Source organism: Photobacterium damselae subsp. damselae, from assembly GCF_038086725.1.
In the GTDB taxonomy this organism is placed as follows: Bacteria; Pseudomonadota; Gammaproteobacteria; order Enterobacterales; family Vibrionaceae; genus Photobacterium; species Photobacterium damselae.
This window is the reverse complement of record NZ_CP146971.1, coordinates 422,291-440,107: the sequence shown is the minus strand read 5'-3', so window position 1 is coordinate 440,107 and position 17,817 is coordinate 422,291. Positions and strand designations below refer to the sequence as shown.

18 protein-coding genes are annotated in these 17,817 nt (G+C 39.4%); 10 read left to right on the top strand and 8 right to left on the bottom strand.

Annotated elements, in window-relative coordinates; genetic code table 11:
* Positions 1–30 precede the first annotated feature (30 nt).
* Positions 31–1,452, top strand: a complete 1,422-nt coding sequence (locus WAX86_RS16765) for a DASS family sodium-coupled anion symporter (protein WP_237030574.1) — start codon at positions 31–33, stop codon at positions 1,450–1,452.
* A 65-nt stretch (positions 1,453–1,517) separates the two neighbouring features.
* On the opposite strand, the gene WAX86_RS16760 is transcribed toward WAX86_RS16765, so the two are convergent.
* Positions 1,518–1,805 carry a hypothetical protein gene (locus WAX86_RS16760; protein ID WP_284648557.1) on the bottom strand — a complete coding sequence of 96 codons (288 nt, stop codon included), beginning with the start codon at positions 1,803–1,805 and terminating at the stop codon, positions 1,518–1,520.
* A gap of 35 nt (positions 1,806–1,840) precedes the next feature.
* Positions 1,841–2,920, bottom strand: a complete 1,080-nt coding sequence (locus WAX86_RS16755; RefSeq protein WP_341489729.1) for a hypothetical protein — start codon at positions 2,918–2,920, stop codon at positions 1,841–1,843.
* Positions 2,921–3,216: 296 nt separating this feature from the next.
* Here WAX86_RS16755 and WAX86_RS16750 point away from each other — a divergent pair, with 296 nt between their 5' ends.
* From WAX86_RS16750 to WAX86_RS16740, 3 genes are all read left to right on the top strand, one after another.
* Complete coding sequence (locus tag WAX86_RS16750) at positions 3,217–3,483, top strand: hypothetical protein (RefSeq protein WP_341489728.1); 267 nt, start codon at positions 3,217–3,219, stop codon at positions 3,481–3,483.
* A 143-nt stretch (positions 3,484–3,626) separates the two neighbouring features.
* On the top strand, positions 3,627–4,769 hold the full coding sequence (locus tag WAX86_RS16745; RefSeq protein ID WP_341489727.1) for an enoyl-CoA hydratase/isomerase family protein: 1,143 nt from the start codon (positions 3,627–3,629) through the stop codon (positions 4,767–4,769).
* A gap of 20 nt (positions 4,770–4,789) precedes the next feature.
* Positions 4,790–5,548: an SDR family oxidoreductase gene (locus tag WAX86_RS16740; RefSeq protein ID WP_044179938.1), complete on the top strand. Its 759-nt coding sequence runs from the start codon at positions 4,790–4,792 to the stop codon at positions 5,546–5,548.
* A gap of 254 nt (positions 5,549–5,802) precedes the next feature.
* Here the strand turns inward: WAX86_RS16740 and WAX86_RS16735 are convergent, their stop codons facing one another.
* On the bottom strand, positions 5,803–6,159 hold the full coding sequence (locus WAX86_RS16735) for a YibL family ribosome-associated protein (protein ID WP_065171026.1): 357 nt from the start codon (positions 6,157–6,159) through the stop codon (positions 5,803–5,805).
* A 115-nt stretch (positions 6,160–6,274) separates the two neighbouring features.
* On the opposite strand from WAX86_RS16735, the gene cutA reads away from it, so the two are divergent.
* Complete coding sequence (cutA, locus tag WAX86_RS16730) at positions 6,275–6,610, top strand: divalent-cation tolerance protein CutA (RefSeq protein ID WP_065171027.1); 336 nt, start codon at positions 6,275–6,277, stop codon at positions 6,608–6,610.
* A gap of 92 nt (positions 6,611–6,702) precedes the next feature.
* Entirely contained in the window at positions 6,703–7,788 is a 1,086-nt protein-coding gene (locus tag WAX86_RS16725) for a methylenetetrahydrofolate reductase (protein ID WP_237030568.1), read from the top strand.
* Positions 7,789–7,857: 69 nt separating this feature from the next.
* Here WAX86_RS16725 and WAX86_RS16720 read toward each other — a convergent pair whose 3' ends face one another.
* Both WAX86_RS16720 and WAX86_RS16715 read right to left on the bottom strand, forming a co-directional pair.
* The gene (locus WAX86_RS16720) at positions 7,858–9,168 is read right to left on the bottom strand and encodes an MFS transporter (RefSeq protein ID WP_068969371.1); all 1,311 of its coding nucleotides are present in this window, start codon (positions 9,166–9,168) and stop codon (positions 7,858–7,860) included.
* 467 nt (positions 9,169–9,635) lie between these two features.
* Positions 9,636–9,962 carry a cytochrome c gene (locus WAX86_RS16715; RefSeq protein ID WP_264955563.1) on the bottom strand — a complete coding sequence of 109 codons (327 nt, stop codon included), beginning with the start codon at positions 9,960–9,962 and terminating at the stop codon, positions 9,636–9,638.
* 150 nt (positions 9,963–10,112) lie between these two features.
* Between WAX86_RS16715 and WAX86_RS16710 the strand changes: the two genes are divergently transcribed.
* Positions 10,113–10,610, top strand: coding sequence for a lecithin retinol acyltransferase family protein (locus WAX86_RS16710; protein WP_106338460.1), 498 nt, complete (start codon positions 10,113–10,115; stop codon positions 10,608–10,610).
* Here WAX86_RS16710 and WAX86_RS16705 read toward each other — a convergent pair.
* The 3 genes from WAX86_RS16705 to WAX86_RS16695 form a co-directional block, all read right to left on the bottom strand.
* Positions 10,605–11,123, bottom strand: coding sequence for an NUDIX hydrolase (locus tag WAX86_RS16705; RefSeq protein WP_036765614.1), 519 nt, complete (start codon positions 11,121–11,123; stop codon positions 10,605–10,607). The genes WAX86_RS16710 and WAX86_RS16705 overlap by 6 nt on opposite strands.
* A 166-nt stretch (positions 11,124–11,289) precedes the next feature.
* Positions 11,290–12,363: a GGDEF domain-containing protein gene (locus tag WAX86_RS16700; RefSeq protein WP_341489726.1), complete on the bottom strand. Its 1,074-nt coding sequence runs from the start codon at positions 12,361–12,363 to the stop codon at positions 11,290–11,292.
* A gap of 90 nt (positions 12,364–12,453) precedes the next feature.
* Complete coding sequence (locus WAX86_RS16695) at positions 12,454–13,383, bottom strand: alpha/beta fold hydrolase (protein WP_065171032.1); 930 nt, start codon at positions 13,381–13,383, stop codon at positions 12,454–12,456.
* Between the two features lie 274 nt (positions 13,384–13,657).
* Here WAX86_RS16695 and galE point away from each other — a divergent pair, with 274 nt between their 5' ends.
* The 3 genes from galE (at position 13,658) to WAX86_RS16680 (ending at position 17,765) form a co-directional block, all read left to right on the top strand.
* Positions 13,658–14,674, top strand: coding sequence for a UDP-glucose 4-epimerase GalE (gene galE, locus WAX86_RS16690; protein WP_068969369.1), 1,017 nt, complete (start codon positions 13,658–13,660; stop codon positions 14,672–14,674).
* 222 nt (positions 14,675–14,896) lie between these two features.
* Positions 14,897–16,243 carry a DEAD/DEAH box helicase gene (locus tag WAX86_RS16685; protein ID WP_036765612.1) on the top strand — a complete coding sequence of 449 codons (1,347 nt, stop codon included), beginning with the start codon at positions 14,897–14,899 and terminating at the stop codon, positions 16,241–16,243.
* A 157-nt stretch (positions 16,244–16,400) separates the two neighbouring features.
* Positions 16,401–17,765, top strand: a complete 1,365-nt coding sequence (locus tag WAX86_RS16680; RefSeq protein WP_341489725.1) for an MATE family efflux transporter — start codon at positions 16,401–16,403, stop codon at positions 17,763–17,765.
* The last annotated feature ends 52 nt before the right edge of the window (positions 17,766–17,817 follow it).

Sequence of the window (17,817 nt, the reverse complement as noted above, 5' to 3'; positions counted from 1 at the left end):
ACATAAAATACCAAAAAGGAATTATGTTGTATGAAATTAGCGTTCAAATGGCCTCAACTCCTAGCTGTAATTGCAGTAACAGCTTTGTTGTATAGCCAACTTCCTCCTGCGGGTTTATCTACGGAAGGTTATCATCTCGCTCTGCTCTTTATCGCAACCATTGCTTCTATTGTGTTAAATATCATGCCTACAGGAGCTATTGCGGTATTATCTATTGCAGTTTATTGCATTATTTTGCCCGTAGAGTCAACGGGTAAGGCTGCGATTACAGCGGAATTACACGATTTCAATAACTCGCTTATTTGGTTAATTGTGATTGCTTTTATGATGGCAAGAGCATTTGCTAAAACGGGGTTAGGTGAACGCATTTCTCTGGTTCTGCTGAGTAAGTTTGGCCAATCTTCATTACGAATTGCTTACTGTTTAGGGCTAGCGGATTATATTTTAGCTCCAGCCACCCCAAGTAATACCGCTCGATTTGCGATTACTTCTCCAATTGCAAACAGCTTAGCAAAAACCATCAATGAGAAAGATCGCAAGCTAGGAGAGTTCTTGATTTCAAATGCATCAGCTATGAATGATGCGTCAGCAGTTGGATTTAGTACGGCATTTGCAGGTAATCTGGCCCTTATTGGAATTGCATCAACATTGTTGGGTATTAACCTTACATTTGGTACTTGGGTTACGTATCTATTGGTACCTTCTCTTTGCCTATTTTTAGTGATTCCATTTGTGCTTTATCTGTTTATCTCTCCGGATACAAAGCAAACACCAGAAGCGCCCGTTTTTGCCAAAGAAAAACTCAAACAATTGGGACGTATTTCGATCCCAGAGCTGATGTTGGCTATCATCTTTGTCGCTCTTGTTGTTATGTGGATATTTGGCGCGGCATTAAATCTAAACGCAACAGGCGCTGCTTTTATTGGCTTGTCAGCTATGTTGATGCTGGGTGTATTAAGCTGGGACGATATTAAAGCGGAAAAAGGGGCATGGGACACCTTAATTTGGTTTTCTGTATTGATGGGTATGGCAAACCATTTAAGAAGTTTAGGTGTAGTGAAATGGCTTGGGACCAATGTCTCTGACTTTTTGTCATCGGCTATGCATGGCGCATCTCCAACCATATTTTTACTGGTATTGATGCTATTTTTCTTACTGACTTCTTATCTGTTTGCTTCTGGCACAGCTAAAGTTGTTGCGCTTGGTGGGGTTATTATTGGCTCATTACTTACTTTAGGGGTTCAACCTATGATTGCACTTCTTTCTGTAGCTGGGGTTATGAACATCGGTTGTAATCTGACAACGTATTCACATGCGCGAAATCCATTAGCAATGGGCTACGGTTACCATACACCAGGGAAATGGATGATAAATGGTTTGGTGATTTGTGGTACTGGGTTTGTACTATTTATGCTAACTGGTTTAATTTGGTGGCGCTTGCTAGGGGTTTAATTGGTACAAGGAGCCTTTAGATGATAGAGGCTCCTTGGTTTTTAGCATAGCAGAAATGCGCGGGGTTATTTATCAAAAGAAATAGGAACGACAATCGCTGATTGCTTTCTAATATCACACCATGAGAGGAGTTGTCGGTAGTGGTGTTTGAGTAAATAGATAAGTGTAAAATTAATCACGCCAATCCACTGACATAAGGCGCTATCGGTTGTGGTTGCAGTAGGATCGAACAAGAGCAACATCCCAATAAAAACCAGCAGTAAATTAAGAAGCTGTACGATAAAATAGCTTAAAGAGAAAAACGGTTTAAAAGTGATTAAAAGAGTAAATAATCTTGCTTTTATCTGTTTCATATCAGCTCCTTAGTCCTAAAAATGGATTAAGTATTTTATTCTTCGTCGTCTTTTATTCGTTTTTTGTACGGCGTTGGAATAGTCCTTAACAGTTGATCCATCTTACGGTTTTTAGAAAACAAAATTTCTAACTCAAGCCACACTCCTGGATTTATATGGTGGTTATGCTCACGAGGAAATTCAATTTGTGGAGTAAGCGTTGTATATAACCAATTTTTGTATAAATTTCGTTTCCAACTAGCACTTAGCCATATATTTGATACTTTCTTAAGCTCATCGGTTTCCGAGCTAATCCCCACTGAATATTCCATCAAATTCCGTCGCGATACCCGATCAAAGTAGGTAAAGGTCTGAACCAATTCCCAAGTATCGTCATTTTCTAAATATTGGGCACTCGATGCTGATTTAAAGATTTGGCTATGGTCTTCTTTAAAAGCATAGTAAAAATCCAACTCAGTAAGGGAGCCAGGCCCTTTTGAATGGTAATAGAAAAGCTCTTGTTTGAAACGTGAAGTCCAGTTATCACTCAGGGCATCAACTCGACGAATATCGGCTCTTACGAAAGGGTCAAGGGGAAAACGGAACTTGATTCCGACATCAAAATTAGTTTTCCAACTGCCAAAGTAAAGATCTTGCAATCGAACCCCACCAACCGCTTCGCTAAAAGAGCTGGTTCCATTTGTTGGTGTATTACGCTGTTTGCTTTCTAATGAATCAAAATCATCAGGGTCTGTTTCCAGAATCAAATTCCAGTCTTGTTTGGTATGGGGGAGATCAACTTTTAAGGAAGCCCGAGTATCAAATTCAAATTTATCACGATAGCTATAACTTGGTGTTAGACGGATTTTTAAATAACTATTATTGATGAGCTCTTTTTCATCCTCATCTTTAGCCATTGAGTGATCGAGATAGCTACTCACATCATGAACTTGATCTGATATGGTGCTTTGTCCTATTTCTACCCATTCTGGAATGGTAATATCTTGCTCTGCTTCAGTTGATAATGGTTGGGCATAGTTAGTGGCAGAATAGATAAGACATAAAGGCAAGCTCAGCCAGAGTTGTTGCTTGTTTTTATTGTTTCCCCTCAATGTGGTGTTATCTCCATACACCATAGATCTCTCCATAATACATATAGTTATTTTTATCTTTAAGGTATTAAATTCAGTATAGGAAGAGTTATTAGTCAATCACAATTTTAATTCGTGAATTTGCGAGATTATCCCGAAGATATAAGCAGTAATTACAACTTAATTCAGCCATTTTATCTTTTGATGGAATAATTTGTCCTCAAGAGAATAAAAGTCTAACTACACTTATATTCAAGTAACTTTAATTAGTGACATTGACCTAAACCTACAGATTGAAGTCACTTAGGTATCATTTATTGCGTCGAGAAGAGAGTACGATTATGAACTCATTAGAGATCGCAAGTATCAAGCGAGATTTGTCGGGACAAGTTGAAACTGTGTTTGATAAATTGGAGCAAGAAAACAATGGATTGCCTACATTAGAAGAATTTCGAGCAAGGTTTGCATCATGTGTTGATGATTATTTAGAGAATCTCCCTATATCTCCGGTCGAGCATCTAGAATACCGTGATAAATTGGAACAAGCGTTGTGGGTTGCGGCGAATGAATTGGAAGCTGAATTGCGCCAATTAAGAGAAGAATCGTAAAGGAGTGTGATCTTGCTACAAAAGTAGAGATAACTTGAATATAGTTATGAAAACTCTGTTTACACAAACAAAATTAAAAACAGTGTATTATGTTCTATATTATTAATTGTTGGTTCATTATCGGTTCTTAGAGGAAGAGGATCATGGCTGAAGGAAGGATCCTAGTATCATATATTGAGTGCGTAACTGGTAACAAAATTGGGGTAGTAACATTAGATAACCCAAACTCACTCAATGCACTAAATTATGACATGCTACTAGCAATTAAAGCGCAACTTCAACAGTGGGAAAGAGATCCTGCGGTTGTCTGCATTTTTATTGATTCGGTTGACGATAACGCTTTTTGCGCTGGTGGGGATATCCGAGAGATGTATCGCGCTATGGCTGATCATAGTGATGATGTTACTCAGCAGTTATTTACTCAATATTTTACAGCTGAATACAGTTGTGATTATGAGATTAATTCTTGCTCTAAACCAGTCATTGCTTGGGGACATGGTTTAGTCATGGGCGGTGGGATGGGTATCTATATGGCTGCAGACTACCGCATTGTGACGGAAAATTCACAATTAGCGATGCCTGAAGTACGTATTGGACTCTATCCTGATGTGGGAGCGACCTACTTTTTAAGCCAACTGCCATCAGGTATTGGCTTATTCTTGGGGCTAACCGGTTGTCGCGTCAATGCTAGCGATGCGCTTTTTCTGGGTATGGCAAATGCTTTTATACGTAAAGAACAAAAAGAGCAGTTTATTGAGGCATTACAGCAAATCTCATGGCGTTCTAACGTTGCACCAGAAGCTCAGAATGAAAATCGTCAACATATTGAGTCACAATTATCAATATTAAGTGAAGAGAACGCGGCTTTTTATCCTGCGAGTCAAATGGTTCCCTATCTGCCACAGATACAAGCAGCATGTCACCATGGCGATCTCAATATTGTTGCAGAGCAGATTTTAGCTATCGATGGACTTGGCCCATGGCTTGAAGAGGCTAAGCAAGGGTTAAGAGATGGTAGCCCAATTTCTGCTCATATCTGTTTTCGTCAACTGACGCAGTATAACCATATATCATTGGCTGAGAGTTATCGGCTAGATTTAGGGCTCTCTATTCGTTGTGGGTTATTAGGTGAGTTTCAAGAAGGCGTTCGAGCAAAATTAATAGATAAAGATCAATGTCCCGATTGGCGCTATAAATCATTAAAAGAGGTGGATTCATCCCTCATAGATACGCTTTTTGAGCCATTATGGCTTGCTGATGATCATCCATTTTCAAGTTTTAAATAATTTATCTTCAGAGGATATTTATGGAGATTCAAGATCGTGTTGTTATTGTGACGGGGGCTGGGCAAGGCCTTGGTCAAATGATTGCGGTTAATTTAGCAGAGCAAGGTGCTCAATTAGCACTGATTGATGTTAATGAGTCTGCTTTACGCATCACTCAAGATCAATGTCATTTACTCAATAGTAAGGCAATGATCTATACCGCTGATGTGAGTAATGAACAAGAAGTTGAAGAAGCTTTTCAACATATTGTTGAAGACTTTGGTCATATTGATGTGTTGATTAATAACGCAGGTATTATTAATGATGGTCTGCTGGTTTGTAAACGTGATGGTGTGATCCGCAAGATGCCATTAAGTCAATATCAGAAGGTGATGGATATTAATGCTACTGGCTCTTTCTTGTGCGGACGTGAAGCCGCTGCCCATATGATTGAGCACGATACTCACGGTGTCATCATTAATATCTCTAGTGTGGCTCGTGCTGGTAATGTGGGGCAAACAAATTATTCAGCATCTAAAGCGGCAGTTGCAGCAATGACAGTTACTTGGGCAAAAGAGTTAGCTCGATACCAGATTCGTGTTGCAGCTGTAGCTCCTGGTGTGATTGATACACCTATGATTGAGCAGATGAAGCAAGAAGCTTTAGAGCGCTTAGAAAAAAGTGTTCCGGCTGGGCGTGTAGGTAACGCTGAAGAAGTAGGGCATGCTCTTAAATTTATTCTTGAAAATGACTACTTTACAGGGCGTATTCTTGAAATTGATGGTGGTCTTCGCATTTAATCGTATTGACTGAATATTTGCTGACTGCAATTGACAATCGGTCGACCAAACAAAAATGCCGTTATCTCTTTGTTGAGGGATAACGGCATTTTTTGTATTACAGCAATGATTAGCTATGACCACCAAACAGCATGGTTACTGCCATAACCGCACCTAAGACAAGCATTGCCATAGATACGATATAAGCAAACTTTGCCATGTAAGGATAGATTTTATCCATTGAGTGATCTCCTCATTAGTGTAAATGATTAGGCTTAGAATGGTTGTGGTGCGTAACCAGTTACTTCTTTTAAGCCCATGCTACGGCCAAGCGCTGTCATTGGGTGAACAACTACAAGTCCTTTAACTGATTTTTTCAGTTTACCCATATCTGCTTGCTCTTGCTTAGTTAGCGCACGGTGGAAAGACAGTGATTTAACATCTTTACTTTGTGTGGTCACCTTTGCAGAACGACGATGCTTAACGTTTTGAATCTTTTTACGAAGCTTCTCGATCTCATCTCTAAACTGTTTGATGATCACATCATCATTACGCGAGATAGCTGCCGCAAGTTTACGCTGACACTTATCCATACGGTTGTTTAGACTTTGAAGCTCTTGGTTTAAATTCATTGGATTACCTTTAACTATAAGATCGCTATCTACTGTTCTCTAATAGATAGAATACCGCTAGTATAACCTATCTTATTGACTCTGCGCATGCTCTATAAAAAAGGAAATCGCGAATATGGCAAATAATGTTCATGAATTTTGTGTTGTTATGACCACTTATGCGAATGAAAACGTTGGGAAACAGTTAATTCATGCATTGATTGAAAAAAGATTGGCGGCTTGTATTCAGTCAAAACAAGTTGAAAGTCATTACCATTGGCAGGGAAAAGTCTGTTGTGATATTGAAACACAGCTAATGATTAAGACTAAAACAGCGCTATTTGATCAAGTAGAAGCTGAGATCAAAGCGATACATGATTATGAGACTCCAGAAATCATTGCATTGCCTATAACGGCAGGCTCTCAAGATTATTTGGATTGGATTTCAACTGAATGTAAGAAAATTGACTGATTTATGTGATGATGCTTTGATTTTTAGGTTGTGATTAGGTAAAAAGAAGCTATCACTTTTTTCACGGATTGAATCATTAAGTGATAAAAGACATGAACGTCTTGAATCCCATTGCGGTTCATTACTTAATGACGACAAGTTTAACATGGAAGTTAACTATGCAACCAATTACCAATTATCAAGCTCTTTCCTTGCAAGATTCTGAACTGCGAGTGCGTTATAACGATGTCACTCGAGGGGTTTATTTTATTGGAACAACCCCACCCAAAACCAGCACTGAGTTATCAGATGTCGACGGTATTGCCGATAAACTTGTTGATCGTATTAAAGATCTCGCATTTGATGGCCTGATTGTTTATGACATCCAAGATGAAGGATCTCGTATCAGTAAACCGAGGCCATTTCCTTTTAAATCAACGCATGATCCTCGCTATTATTCCTCATTGCTAAATAAAAAAACTGGACGTCCAGTTATTACCTATAAAAGTGTGGTGCAATCAGAGCCCGAAGTTTTTAACCAATGGCTTAATGAGGCATGGGAGCAGTATCAAGTTCGCGATATTGTGCTGGTGGGAAGCCCATCAACACAGAACCAAGTTTCACTCCCTTTACATGAAGCATATAAAACCATTGCTGATAATGAGCACCCATTTTTTACGGGTGGAATTATGATAGCAGAGCGTCATGCTAAAAAGGGGAATGAACACCAGCGCTTGATAGAGAAATACCAGCAAGGATGTAACTTTTTTATCTCGCAAGCTATTTATGATACGCAAGCAACCATCGATCTTTTGACTCGATATGCAATTGAATGCCAAGAGAAAGGGTTAAAGCCGCAGCGTATTATTCTTACCTTTTCTCCATGTGGAAGTGCTAAAACCTTAGAGTTTATTGAGTGGCTAGGGGTAAGCGTACCTGAAGCAACCAGCTTACGAATTCTTAATGCGGATAACCCATTACATGAATCGATTAAAATGTGCTGCAACAGTTTAAATCAAATATTAGAAGCGGTTGTAGAATACGATTTACCATTGGGGCTAAACATTGAGAGTTTAACCAATCGAAAAGAAGAGATAGAAGGTTCTATTTTGCTGTATAAACTCTTGCGCTCAACAATGGACATGTATTTAGCACAGCATGAATTTAGAAAGCAGCAGGGGCTTAAAAAAGCGTTTTAATTATATTGTGAGTCATGAAAAAAGAGCCTGCTATCTGCAGGCTCTCTCAGTATGAATAGGTAAGGCTACTTACGCTTTAGCATGTTGTTCCATTGCTTGACGTTTTTTACGATCAAACATAATGATTACACAAGTTAAAATAACAAGAATTGCAGCAATAGAACCTAGAAGAATAAATACACCATTCCAAGAATACGCGTTTTTAAGCATGGCAATAGGCGCACCAGCAAGAGCAGCACCCACATATGTTACACCACCTTTTAAGCCAGTTGCAGCTCCTGCACCGTCTGCGTGAGATGCTTCAATGATACCTAATGCAAACAACATTTGCGGCGCATAGATACCCGCACCAATAATAAAGAAACATAGCGCAACAAGCATGTAGTCGATATGAATGGTTAACATAACGCCAACCATACCAGCGATTAGAACAAAGCTATAAATTAGGATGGTTTTCCAACGGTCTGCACCAAAGAATTTATCAGAAATAATACCAGAAGTTAGGCCGCCTAAAATACCACCAGCTTCGAACCATGCCACAAGTGAGTTTGACTTCATTAAATCCCAACCAAGTTGCTTAACAAAGTAGACGTTAACCCAGTCGGTACTTACGGTACGAATGATGTAGATACATAAGTCACCACCAATTGCTAACCAAATAATAGGGTTAGTTAGGATGTAGCGCTTAAACATAGTCCACATGCTTAAACCCGCTTCAGAGTTCTTATTGATCTCTAGCTGTTTAGTATCATTTTTCCAAACACCAACATTGGGTAAACCGTAGTTTTCAGGTTTACCACGCATAAATACTGCGGCAATAATCGCTTGAACGGCTGTAATAATAGCAGGAACGTAAAATGCGTAGCGCCAGTTACCTGTTGAGGCAATAACAGCAGAAGCAATTAATGGGGCTAGAGCACCACCAACGTTATGGGAGGTATTCCACAGTGAGTACCAACCGCCACGTTCTGATTTTGAGTACCATTGGCTGATCGCTTTTGCAATAGGAGGGAAGCCACAACCTTGTACTACAGCGGTTAGACAGTATAGAGTCAGTAGGGTAGTCACACTGTTAGACATACCAATACCAACGTTAATGATCGCAATGACCACTAGAACAGGAGCTAAGAACAAGCGAGGGTTAATGCGGTCTGCAAGTAAACCAGAGCTAAATTTAGATAGGCCATAAAGAATGTAATAAATTGAAGAGGCCATACCAAACTGAACGGCAGTCATGCCTAAATCTTCCATTAGTAGCGGAGCTGCAGCAGCAAACGCTTTACGGGAGATGTACATAACCGTATAGGTCAAGAAGGTGGTGATGATAATTTGCCAACGAAGTCGTTTATAGGTTTCGTCAAGTTTGTAATTCGTGCTCATTGTTTAATGCCACATGTAAAATTTTAGTGGCGAGAGGTTAGACCTATAAATCCCCAAAGACAATATTGTTTTGATTGAATATTCTAAATTGGAATTAATTGTAATTTGGATGATTATCCTGATTAATTGCTTTTATTTTCTACTTTATTAGGTTATTTAACTAGTTTCTTGTTATCTATTATTGTTTATATTCTTTAAATAGCTTATTTTTTGGTTTTTCATATGTGTGATGAATGCAACATATAATTTTTATTTATTAAATAATGTTAATTAATATTGTTCAATAAAAGGTCGTTTTATTTAGTGAGAGCCGAAAGATTGACACTAATACGTCAGAATTTAATGTGATCGATAGAATCAATGCCTATATTTGGGTGTGTCATAAACCCAATTATTCTCGCTGAACCTCGCATCTTGAGGTTACTGGGTATATAGGCATTGGCTTTGGTTAAGCAATAAACAAATAATTATTTGCCGAGTTGTTCATAATATTTGGCTATGTCGGCAATATCTTGATCGGTTAGATTACGAAGTTGGTCTTTCATCATTGAAGACATTCCACCTGTTCTTTGGCCATTTTTATAGGCTTGCATTGAATCATACAGGTATGGGGCATGCTGACCTTTGAGATTTGGATAAGCGGGACGAGGAGCAATACCATCTACACCATGGCAAAAACGACAACTAGGTGTTTTTAATTCGCCTTTAGATGCATCACCATCTGGCATTGCAAATGCATGAAAAGAAAAAACAACAGTAAACAGAGTTGAGGCTAAAAAAAGAGGCTTTTTCATTTATTTCTATATCCTTAAGAATTTCAGCGCTATATTAATAGAAATTATCTGTAGATCAAACAGTAAGCATCTTATCTACAACGGTATTTGGCTAGTGAAATAGCGAATGATAAGAGTGAATCTGCAATTCTGATTAAATGGAGATTTTTGATGACTATTTCTGGTTATCAGGTACAACCTGGCGATATTGTTGCTGTTGATTTTGGGCGATATGACCATTGGGCTTTAGTGTCAGACAAAGTGTGTCATCAAGGAAAGCGAATGTTGATTTCAGCCACCAAACGAAATGGAACGGTGATGGAAGAAACCTGGGATGAAGTAACGCAAGGACAAAAGGTTGTACTGTCAAAGTTACATTGTCACAATGATGTGAGTGGTAGTTTAGAAAAGGCACGTAGCCAAATTGGGGTATGGCGATATTCTGTCTATAAACGTAATTGTGAGCATTTCATCTATTGGGTTTTATCCGACAAGTTACGCTCTAAGCAAGTTATTGGTGGTGTAAGTGGTGCGGTATTAGGCGCGATAGGGGTTGTTACCTTAAGTAAAAAGCCTAGTGTTCTTAAAGTATTGGGTGGTGCGTGGGCCGGATTGAGTTCGGGTGTTATTTTAGCTAAAGCATCCAATAAAACCCGAAAAAAATCATAGCAGTTGCATTGCTTTTGCTTTGCAGTAAGCCGCGAGCGTTTTGTTATCTTGAATTTGATTTGCAGCAATCTTCTGTTCAAATTCTGTTATAGAGAGAGTAACCACATCCATAATTTCATCATCATCTAATTCACCATTCGCTTCACTTAACTCTTGAGCAAGAAATAGGTATTGAATCTCATCACAAAAACCAGGAACGGGTAATAACTCCCCAAGGCTTTGCCAGTTTTTTGCTTGCAGTTTTGCCTCTTCTGCTAATTCTCTTTGCGCACAAGCTAGAATATTTTCTTTATCTTCTAATGTTCCTGCTGGAAATTCGTAAATCCACTGTTTTATGGCAGGTCGATACTGATGGACAAGAATTAGATCGCCGTTACGATCTATTGGTATGATCACAACTGCGCCAGGATGTTTGATTGTGGTAAAAGGAATGGTTCTACCATCTGGCAGTTGATGCTGCTCTTCATCAATAGAAAAACACTTCCACTGATAATGTGTTTGCACTGTTGTCATGATTTAATTTGAGAGCGTTAAGTAAAAGTACCTATTATTGTACGCTTGATAACAAGGTAATCAATGAGATAGCAATATGATATTTCATAGGGTTATTGTGGTGATGGGATAATAAAAAATCCGCCCAACATGACGGATTTTGAAGTGGTGATAGGGTGATATATTGCTATTCACTGATCGCTAATTGATTCCCACCCCAATGTTTCGCTCTCATTACAGCATTATCCGCTTTAATATAGTTATAATTAAATTCACGAAATTGGATTGGCGTTAATCCCATACTCAGGGTTACTGAAATTCGATGACCAGATTCTAATTCTAAGACCCAACTGTTTACTTGTTCTTGTAAGCGCAGCGCAAATTTTTCAGCTTGTTCTAATGAAGTATCTGGTAATAGGAGACAAAACTCCGTTCCACCTAAGCGGGCGATTGTGTCTTCTTTTCGACTCAGTTGTTGCAAGCATTTTGTCAACATCATTAATACTTTATCACCAGTCTCAAGGCCGTAACGGTCGTTGATGTTTTTAAAGTCATCAACACTGAGCAGTAACATCGAAAAATCTTTTAGATAACGTTCGCTACGAGCGGCTTCAGCTTGGTAAATAGGCAATAGACCTTCTCGATTGTAGAGGCCGGTTAAAAAGTCATTAGTTGCAGTTTGCTTAACACAGTGAATCGCTTCGTTTCGGTGCTTGGCTAGGAGATAGGCCATCACAAACACTAACGAATACGCACTCATATTTTGTAGTGCATCATTAAGCTGCAATTGTTTTTCGCCAATTTCTGAAATACTTAAGATAACGTAACAAAAACCAAATAGACCGCTATACCAAGCAGCCGTCTTTTGTTTTAACGCAAAAAAGCACAGTAAAGGAATCGTTAGCCCTATGGTATTGCTGATATGGTGAGTTTCACTAAAGCTATAACCTGTAATGCAAGCCAAAGTGGTGGAAAGAATAAAAATCCACATTAAAACTTTAGGATTGACGTTTACTCGATTAAAAATTGCCAACGTATAAGAGATCGATAATCCTAATAGCGCTGAATAGAGTGATACTAATGAAGTCTTAGCGACAAAATACGCAAAAGCAACTAAGGTGCAAATAATACCTGAAGAGGTAAACAGAAGAGAAAGTTGGCGTTGTAGGGTATTTTTGCTTAATTCGATATAGGCAAAGTTAACAGATTCAAGCTGAGTACTTTTAACTAATGTCGCCATTTTGTTACGTCCTTGTTCCATAAGAAAGCCATCAATGCAACTATGTGCACCGATGGCATAAGGATAGCGATTTTGTTAAATATGTCTAATTTTTTTTGATATATAGTGCAATCAATTGACCTGAGATAAGAATGATTCGATGGTTTTGGCAGTTAATTCCGGCTTTTCATTGGTAACCCCATGAGCTGTCTCTGGAAATACAACAATAGGAGCCTGTAGATAATGACTTAGCGCGATCCCGTTTTCTAATGGGAAAATTTGGTCTTTTTCTCCCCAGATCAGTAAGGTTTTCGGTAGAGTATCAGTGGATATTTTACCTAAACGTTCACGATCGGCTGTGAGTGTATTAAGTAATGACTCCCGCTCTGGTTGCCAATCTTTAAAATAACCATCATAGATCTGCTCTGCGATGAAATCGGGTATATAAGGTGATTTAATGAATACCTGATCGTACAGTTTTTTGATTCCGCTTTTATCTTGTGGCACAAAAAGCTCTTCAGGATTCTTAACATTTGCTCGCTGGCACAGTTGTGCTAAATGTTCATCACTAAAAATAGGGCCAGGGCTCGCAATAATAATGGCTTTATTGATTCGTTCTGGTTTAGCCATCAGGCTGTAAGTAACAAAGCCTCCATAGGAGATACCAGCCACATTAACGCGCTGTACTTTTAGGTGATCGAGCAACTGCCAAATAGCTTCGGTCTGCGTTGTTAAATTAGAACGACCTAAACTGTGTGATTTACCAAACCATAATAGATCGGGGGCAATAACATAATAATGTTTACTCAGCTCTTGCATGGTGGCTAACCATGTCGCTGAGGCGCTACCGCCAAAACCGTGTAGTAACAGTAGAGGTTCGCCTTGTCCACCTTGCCAATAATTTAGCGTTCCGCCTTCTTTTAATAGCAGAGAGTGCTCTGAAAATCCTTGTTTTTTTAAGCTATGAGTATCGTATTGGCCTTTCCATTTTACAATTTCACAACCAGATAGACTGGTGAGCAGACTGCCACACAAAATGACAGATTTAAGTAAATTCTTCATCAATTCCTAGAATCTTCAAAAAACAAACGATAGATTAGTAAAACAAAATAAATAAGATTAATTATACGGTGTTTTATTTTAAATGAAAACATCGATATGATTTTAGGGGATGGCGTGTCGCTCACCATCTTTCATAAGAGACTGCTTGCAATTGGTTATGTTTAACAGCATTATACCGAGCAAGAAAATGTGATGTTATTGATTATTTATTAACTATTAAATCAACTGGTTAATGATTATAACATGACAAATTATCTGAATAAGGGAGAGCACGATGCGTGTTTTAGTTACAGGTGGTATGGGTTACATTGGTAGCCATACTTGCGTTCAAATGATTGAAGCTGGCATGACGCCAATTATCTTAGATAACCTTTATAACAGCAAAGAGACTGTTTTAGAGCGTGTTGAAAACCTAACGGGTGTTCGACCTGCTTTTTATAAAGGTGATATTCGTGATCGCGCATTCTTAGATAGCGTTTTTGCTGAAAATGAAATTGACGCAGTGATCCACTTTGCAGGTTTAAAAGCCGTAGGTGAGTCAGTAGAAAAGCCACTTGAATACTACGACAATAACGTTCACGGTACGTTAGTTTTAGTTGAAGCGATGCGTGCAGCGGGTGTTAAGAGCTTAATTTTCAGTTCATCAGCAACGGTATATGGCGATCCCGCTTCTGTGCCTATCACGGAAGATTTCCCAACTAGCGCTACAAACCCATATGGTCGCAGTAAGTTGATGGTAGAAGAGTGTCTAACTGATATTCAGCACGCTTATCCTGAGATGAGTATTACGCTTCTACGTTACTTCAACCCAGTGGGTTCACATAAATCAGGCACTATGGGTGAAGATCCGCAAGGTATCCCAAATAACCTAATGCCATTTATCTCTCAAGTTGCTGTTGGTCGTCGTGAATTCCTATCTGTGTTTGGTGATGACTATCCAACTGTTGATGGTACTGGTGTGCGCGATTATATCCACGTGGTTGACTTGGCTGATGGCCATATTGCTGCTCTTAAATACAAAGGTAGCGAAGCGGGCCTTCATATCTACAACCTAGGTACTGGTAACGGTAACAGTGTATTGCAGATGGTGTCAGCATTTGAAAAAGCTTCTGGCGCAAAAGTTGCGTATAAGATCGCACCTCGTCGCCCTGGTGATATTGCAGAATGTTGGGCTGATCCTGCAAAAGCAAAACGCGAACTACACTGGGAAGCAACGCATACTATTGAAGATATGACAGCAGACACTTGGCGTTGGCAATCAACCAACCCAAATGGTTACCCTGACGCATAATTTCATGGTTTGATCGTGAAAAAATAAGAGACAAAGGCGCTAATCAATAGCGCCTTTGTTGTTTTTGGCTTCCCAGTATATTTTAGGTTTCTTCAAGCGGTTTTGTGATATAATCCGCAACCAACATTACATCAGTGCTTTCAAAAAGATGTGATGTTGATCGTGATAAACCTTTTTTGATTCTACACTCTATCTAAAGAGCGATTTTACCGGAGCATCATTTTGCATTTTAAAGATCTTGGATTAGACCCACGCCTACTGAAAAAACTGTCTCATTTGGCGTTTGATCAAGCAACCGAAATTCAACGTACCGCAATTCCTGTTGCCATTTTAGGTAAGGACATTCTTGCGTCGTCGAAAACGGGTTCAGGTAAAACTCTTGCGTTCTTGCTACCTGCAATGCAACGTATGTACCGCAGCAAGCCATTTACACGTCGTGATCCTCGAGTTCTTATCTTGACTCCAACCCGTGAATTGGCAAAGCAGGTATTCGCTCAGTTGAAACCATTGAATGCGGGAACACCGTATGATGCTGCACTTATTGTTGGTGGTGAAAACTTCAATGATCAGGTTAAAGCACTGCGTAAAGATCCTATGTTCGTGGTTGCAACCCCTGGCCGTTTAGCTGATCACCTTGAGCATCGTAGCACTTACTTAGATGGTCTGGAGATGTTAATCCTTGATGAAGCAGACCGTATGCTTGATCTTGGTTTTGAAAAAGAGCTGCGTCGAATTCATGAAGCAGCAAGTCACCGTCGTCGCCAGACATTAATGTTCTCAGCAACATTGGATCACCCTGAAGTGGTTGAAATGGCGCACGAAATGCTGAATGCACCAAAACGTATTTCTATTGGTCACTCAGCAGAAGAGCATAAAGATATTACTCAACGCTTTATTCTATGTGACAACTTAACGCACAAAGAAGCGTTGCTAAATAAGATCTTAGAAACAGAAGACTACAACCAGATGATCATCTTCACAGCAACTCGTGCAGATACCGATCGTCTAACCAAAGAGCTAAATGATCGTAAACTAAAAGCGGTCGCTCTAAGCGGTAACTTAAACCAGACTCAACGTAATAGCATCATGAGTCAGTTTGAGCGCTTCTGTCATAAGATTCTGGTGACAACAGATATTGCATCTCGTGGCCTTGATATCAGTAATGTATCGCACGTTATTAACTTTGACCTGCCAAAACATGCGGAAGAGTATGTTCACCGTGTTGGACGTACAGGCCGTGCAGGTAATAAAGGTGATGCAATCTCATTTGTTGGTCCTAAAGATTGGAAGAGCTTTAAAAATATTGAAGCATTCCTTCAGCAGAGTATTGAATTTACCGCAATTGATGGTCTAAAAGCGAAATTCAAAGGCTTTAAGATCGAACAGAAGAAGAAATTCAATAAAAAGCCAACAGAGCAAAATAACCAGAAGAAGAAAACACAGGCTGCGAAACCTAAGCGTCATATCGATAAGCGTTTTTATGATAACCAAGCTGTGGGTCATGAAGTGTTTATGCCAAAGAAAAAGCCTCGTAATGTAGCGGCTGAAATCGATAAAGACCAAGAATAATCAGATTGTTAAAAGTATCATCTATTACATTAAACCAGATCTTCGGATCTGGTTTTTTTTTGCTCTAAATTTATGATGACTCTATTGTGGTTACTTAATGATATGTGTAAATTCAACAAATTGGATGTTTTTTATTCTTTTTTGTTGTGAGTGAGCCATGAAAACGTTAATAAAATTGGCCGTTCCACTCATTATCTCCCAACTTATCGCGCAAATGCTGATCTTCACCGATGTATGGATGATGGCAAAACTCAGTATTGTCGCTATTGCTGGTGGTGGTTTAGGGGCAGCGGTTTATTCTTTTGTATTTATTATTGCCAGCAGTACTGTTGGTTGTGTTGCAAACTTAATTGCGATTGCGTATGGAAAGCAACTACGTCAACCCGAAAAAGGGGAACATGATGTACGTTTAGCCCTTAAAGGCGGGATTTTACTTGCCGTATTGCTCACGCTTTCTTTACAACCGCTTTTTTATCTAATGAAAGGATGGCTCCTTAAGGCCGGGCAAGATCCAGAAGCTGTCGATTTAGCGATCATTTATTTGCACGCAATGAAGTGGTCAATGTTACCAACATTAATCTTGTTGGTTCTTAGAAGTCTTGTTAGCGCCTTTAGTGAGACACGATCTATTATGGTGATGTCGCTCATTACCGTTATTCTCAATGTTCCACTTAGTTATCTATTGGCTTTTATACTTAAGATGGGCATTGCAGGATTGGGATATGGAACCTCTTTGGCTGCTTTCATTGTTATGATTGGTTACGGATATTGGGTATTTTCTCGCCCAAAGTATCGTCGTTATATGCCATTTCGTGACTTTCATGAATATCGTTTAGGCATTATGAAGCCACTGATGGTACTGGGTATTCCGATTATGATTGCTACCATGTTAGAGCATGCTCTATTTTCTGGTGCCGCACTTCTAGCAGGAACATTAGGTGCAGTATCGTTAGCGATTCATCAGATTGCTATGCAGTGTTTAAATTTTTCGTGGAACCTCGCTTTTGGTTTGTCACAAGCGGCTTCAATTTTAGTCAGTCAGCACTTTGGTAAAGATGAGCCCGATATGGTACGTCAATACGCCAAGTTAGGGCTAGGGCTTGTTACCGCGACGAGTGCCGTGATAGGTATTTTGTTAAGTATTTGGCCTGAGTTTTTAACCCACGTATTTAGTATTGAAGGCGATGCTTTGGCAGAACAATTGGTTGCTCAACTACCAGGTGTGATGATCATGGTTGCTCTTTGCTTTGTTGTAGATGCATGGCAATTATCAGCCATTAGTATTTTGCGAGGTATGAAAGTGGTTGTGGGACCAACAATTTCGACAGTGATTGGCTATTGGTTTGTGGGTCTTCCCGCGGCTTATCTTTTGATGAAGTGGGCTGGGCTTGAAGGTATCTGGGGCGGGCTTGCCATTGGACTGGCTGCCACTGGGGTTATGTTAGTGGTACTCTTGTTTAAGAACTTATCTGCTTTTGATAAATCGGTCGCAGAGAAGGCAATAGTGGCAGAGAAGGCATAAAGGGCAGTGACTTAACGCTACAGAATAGATAAAGCCAGATCATTGGATCTGG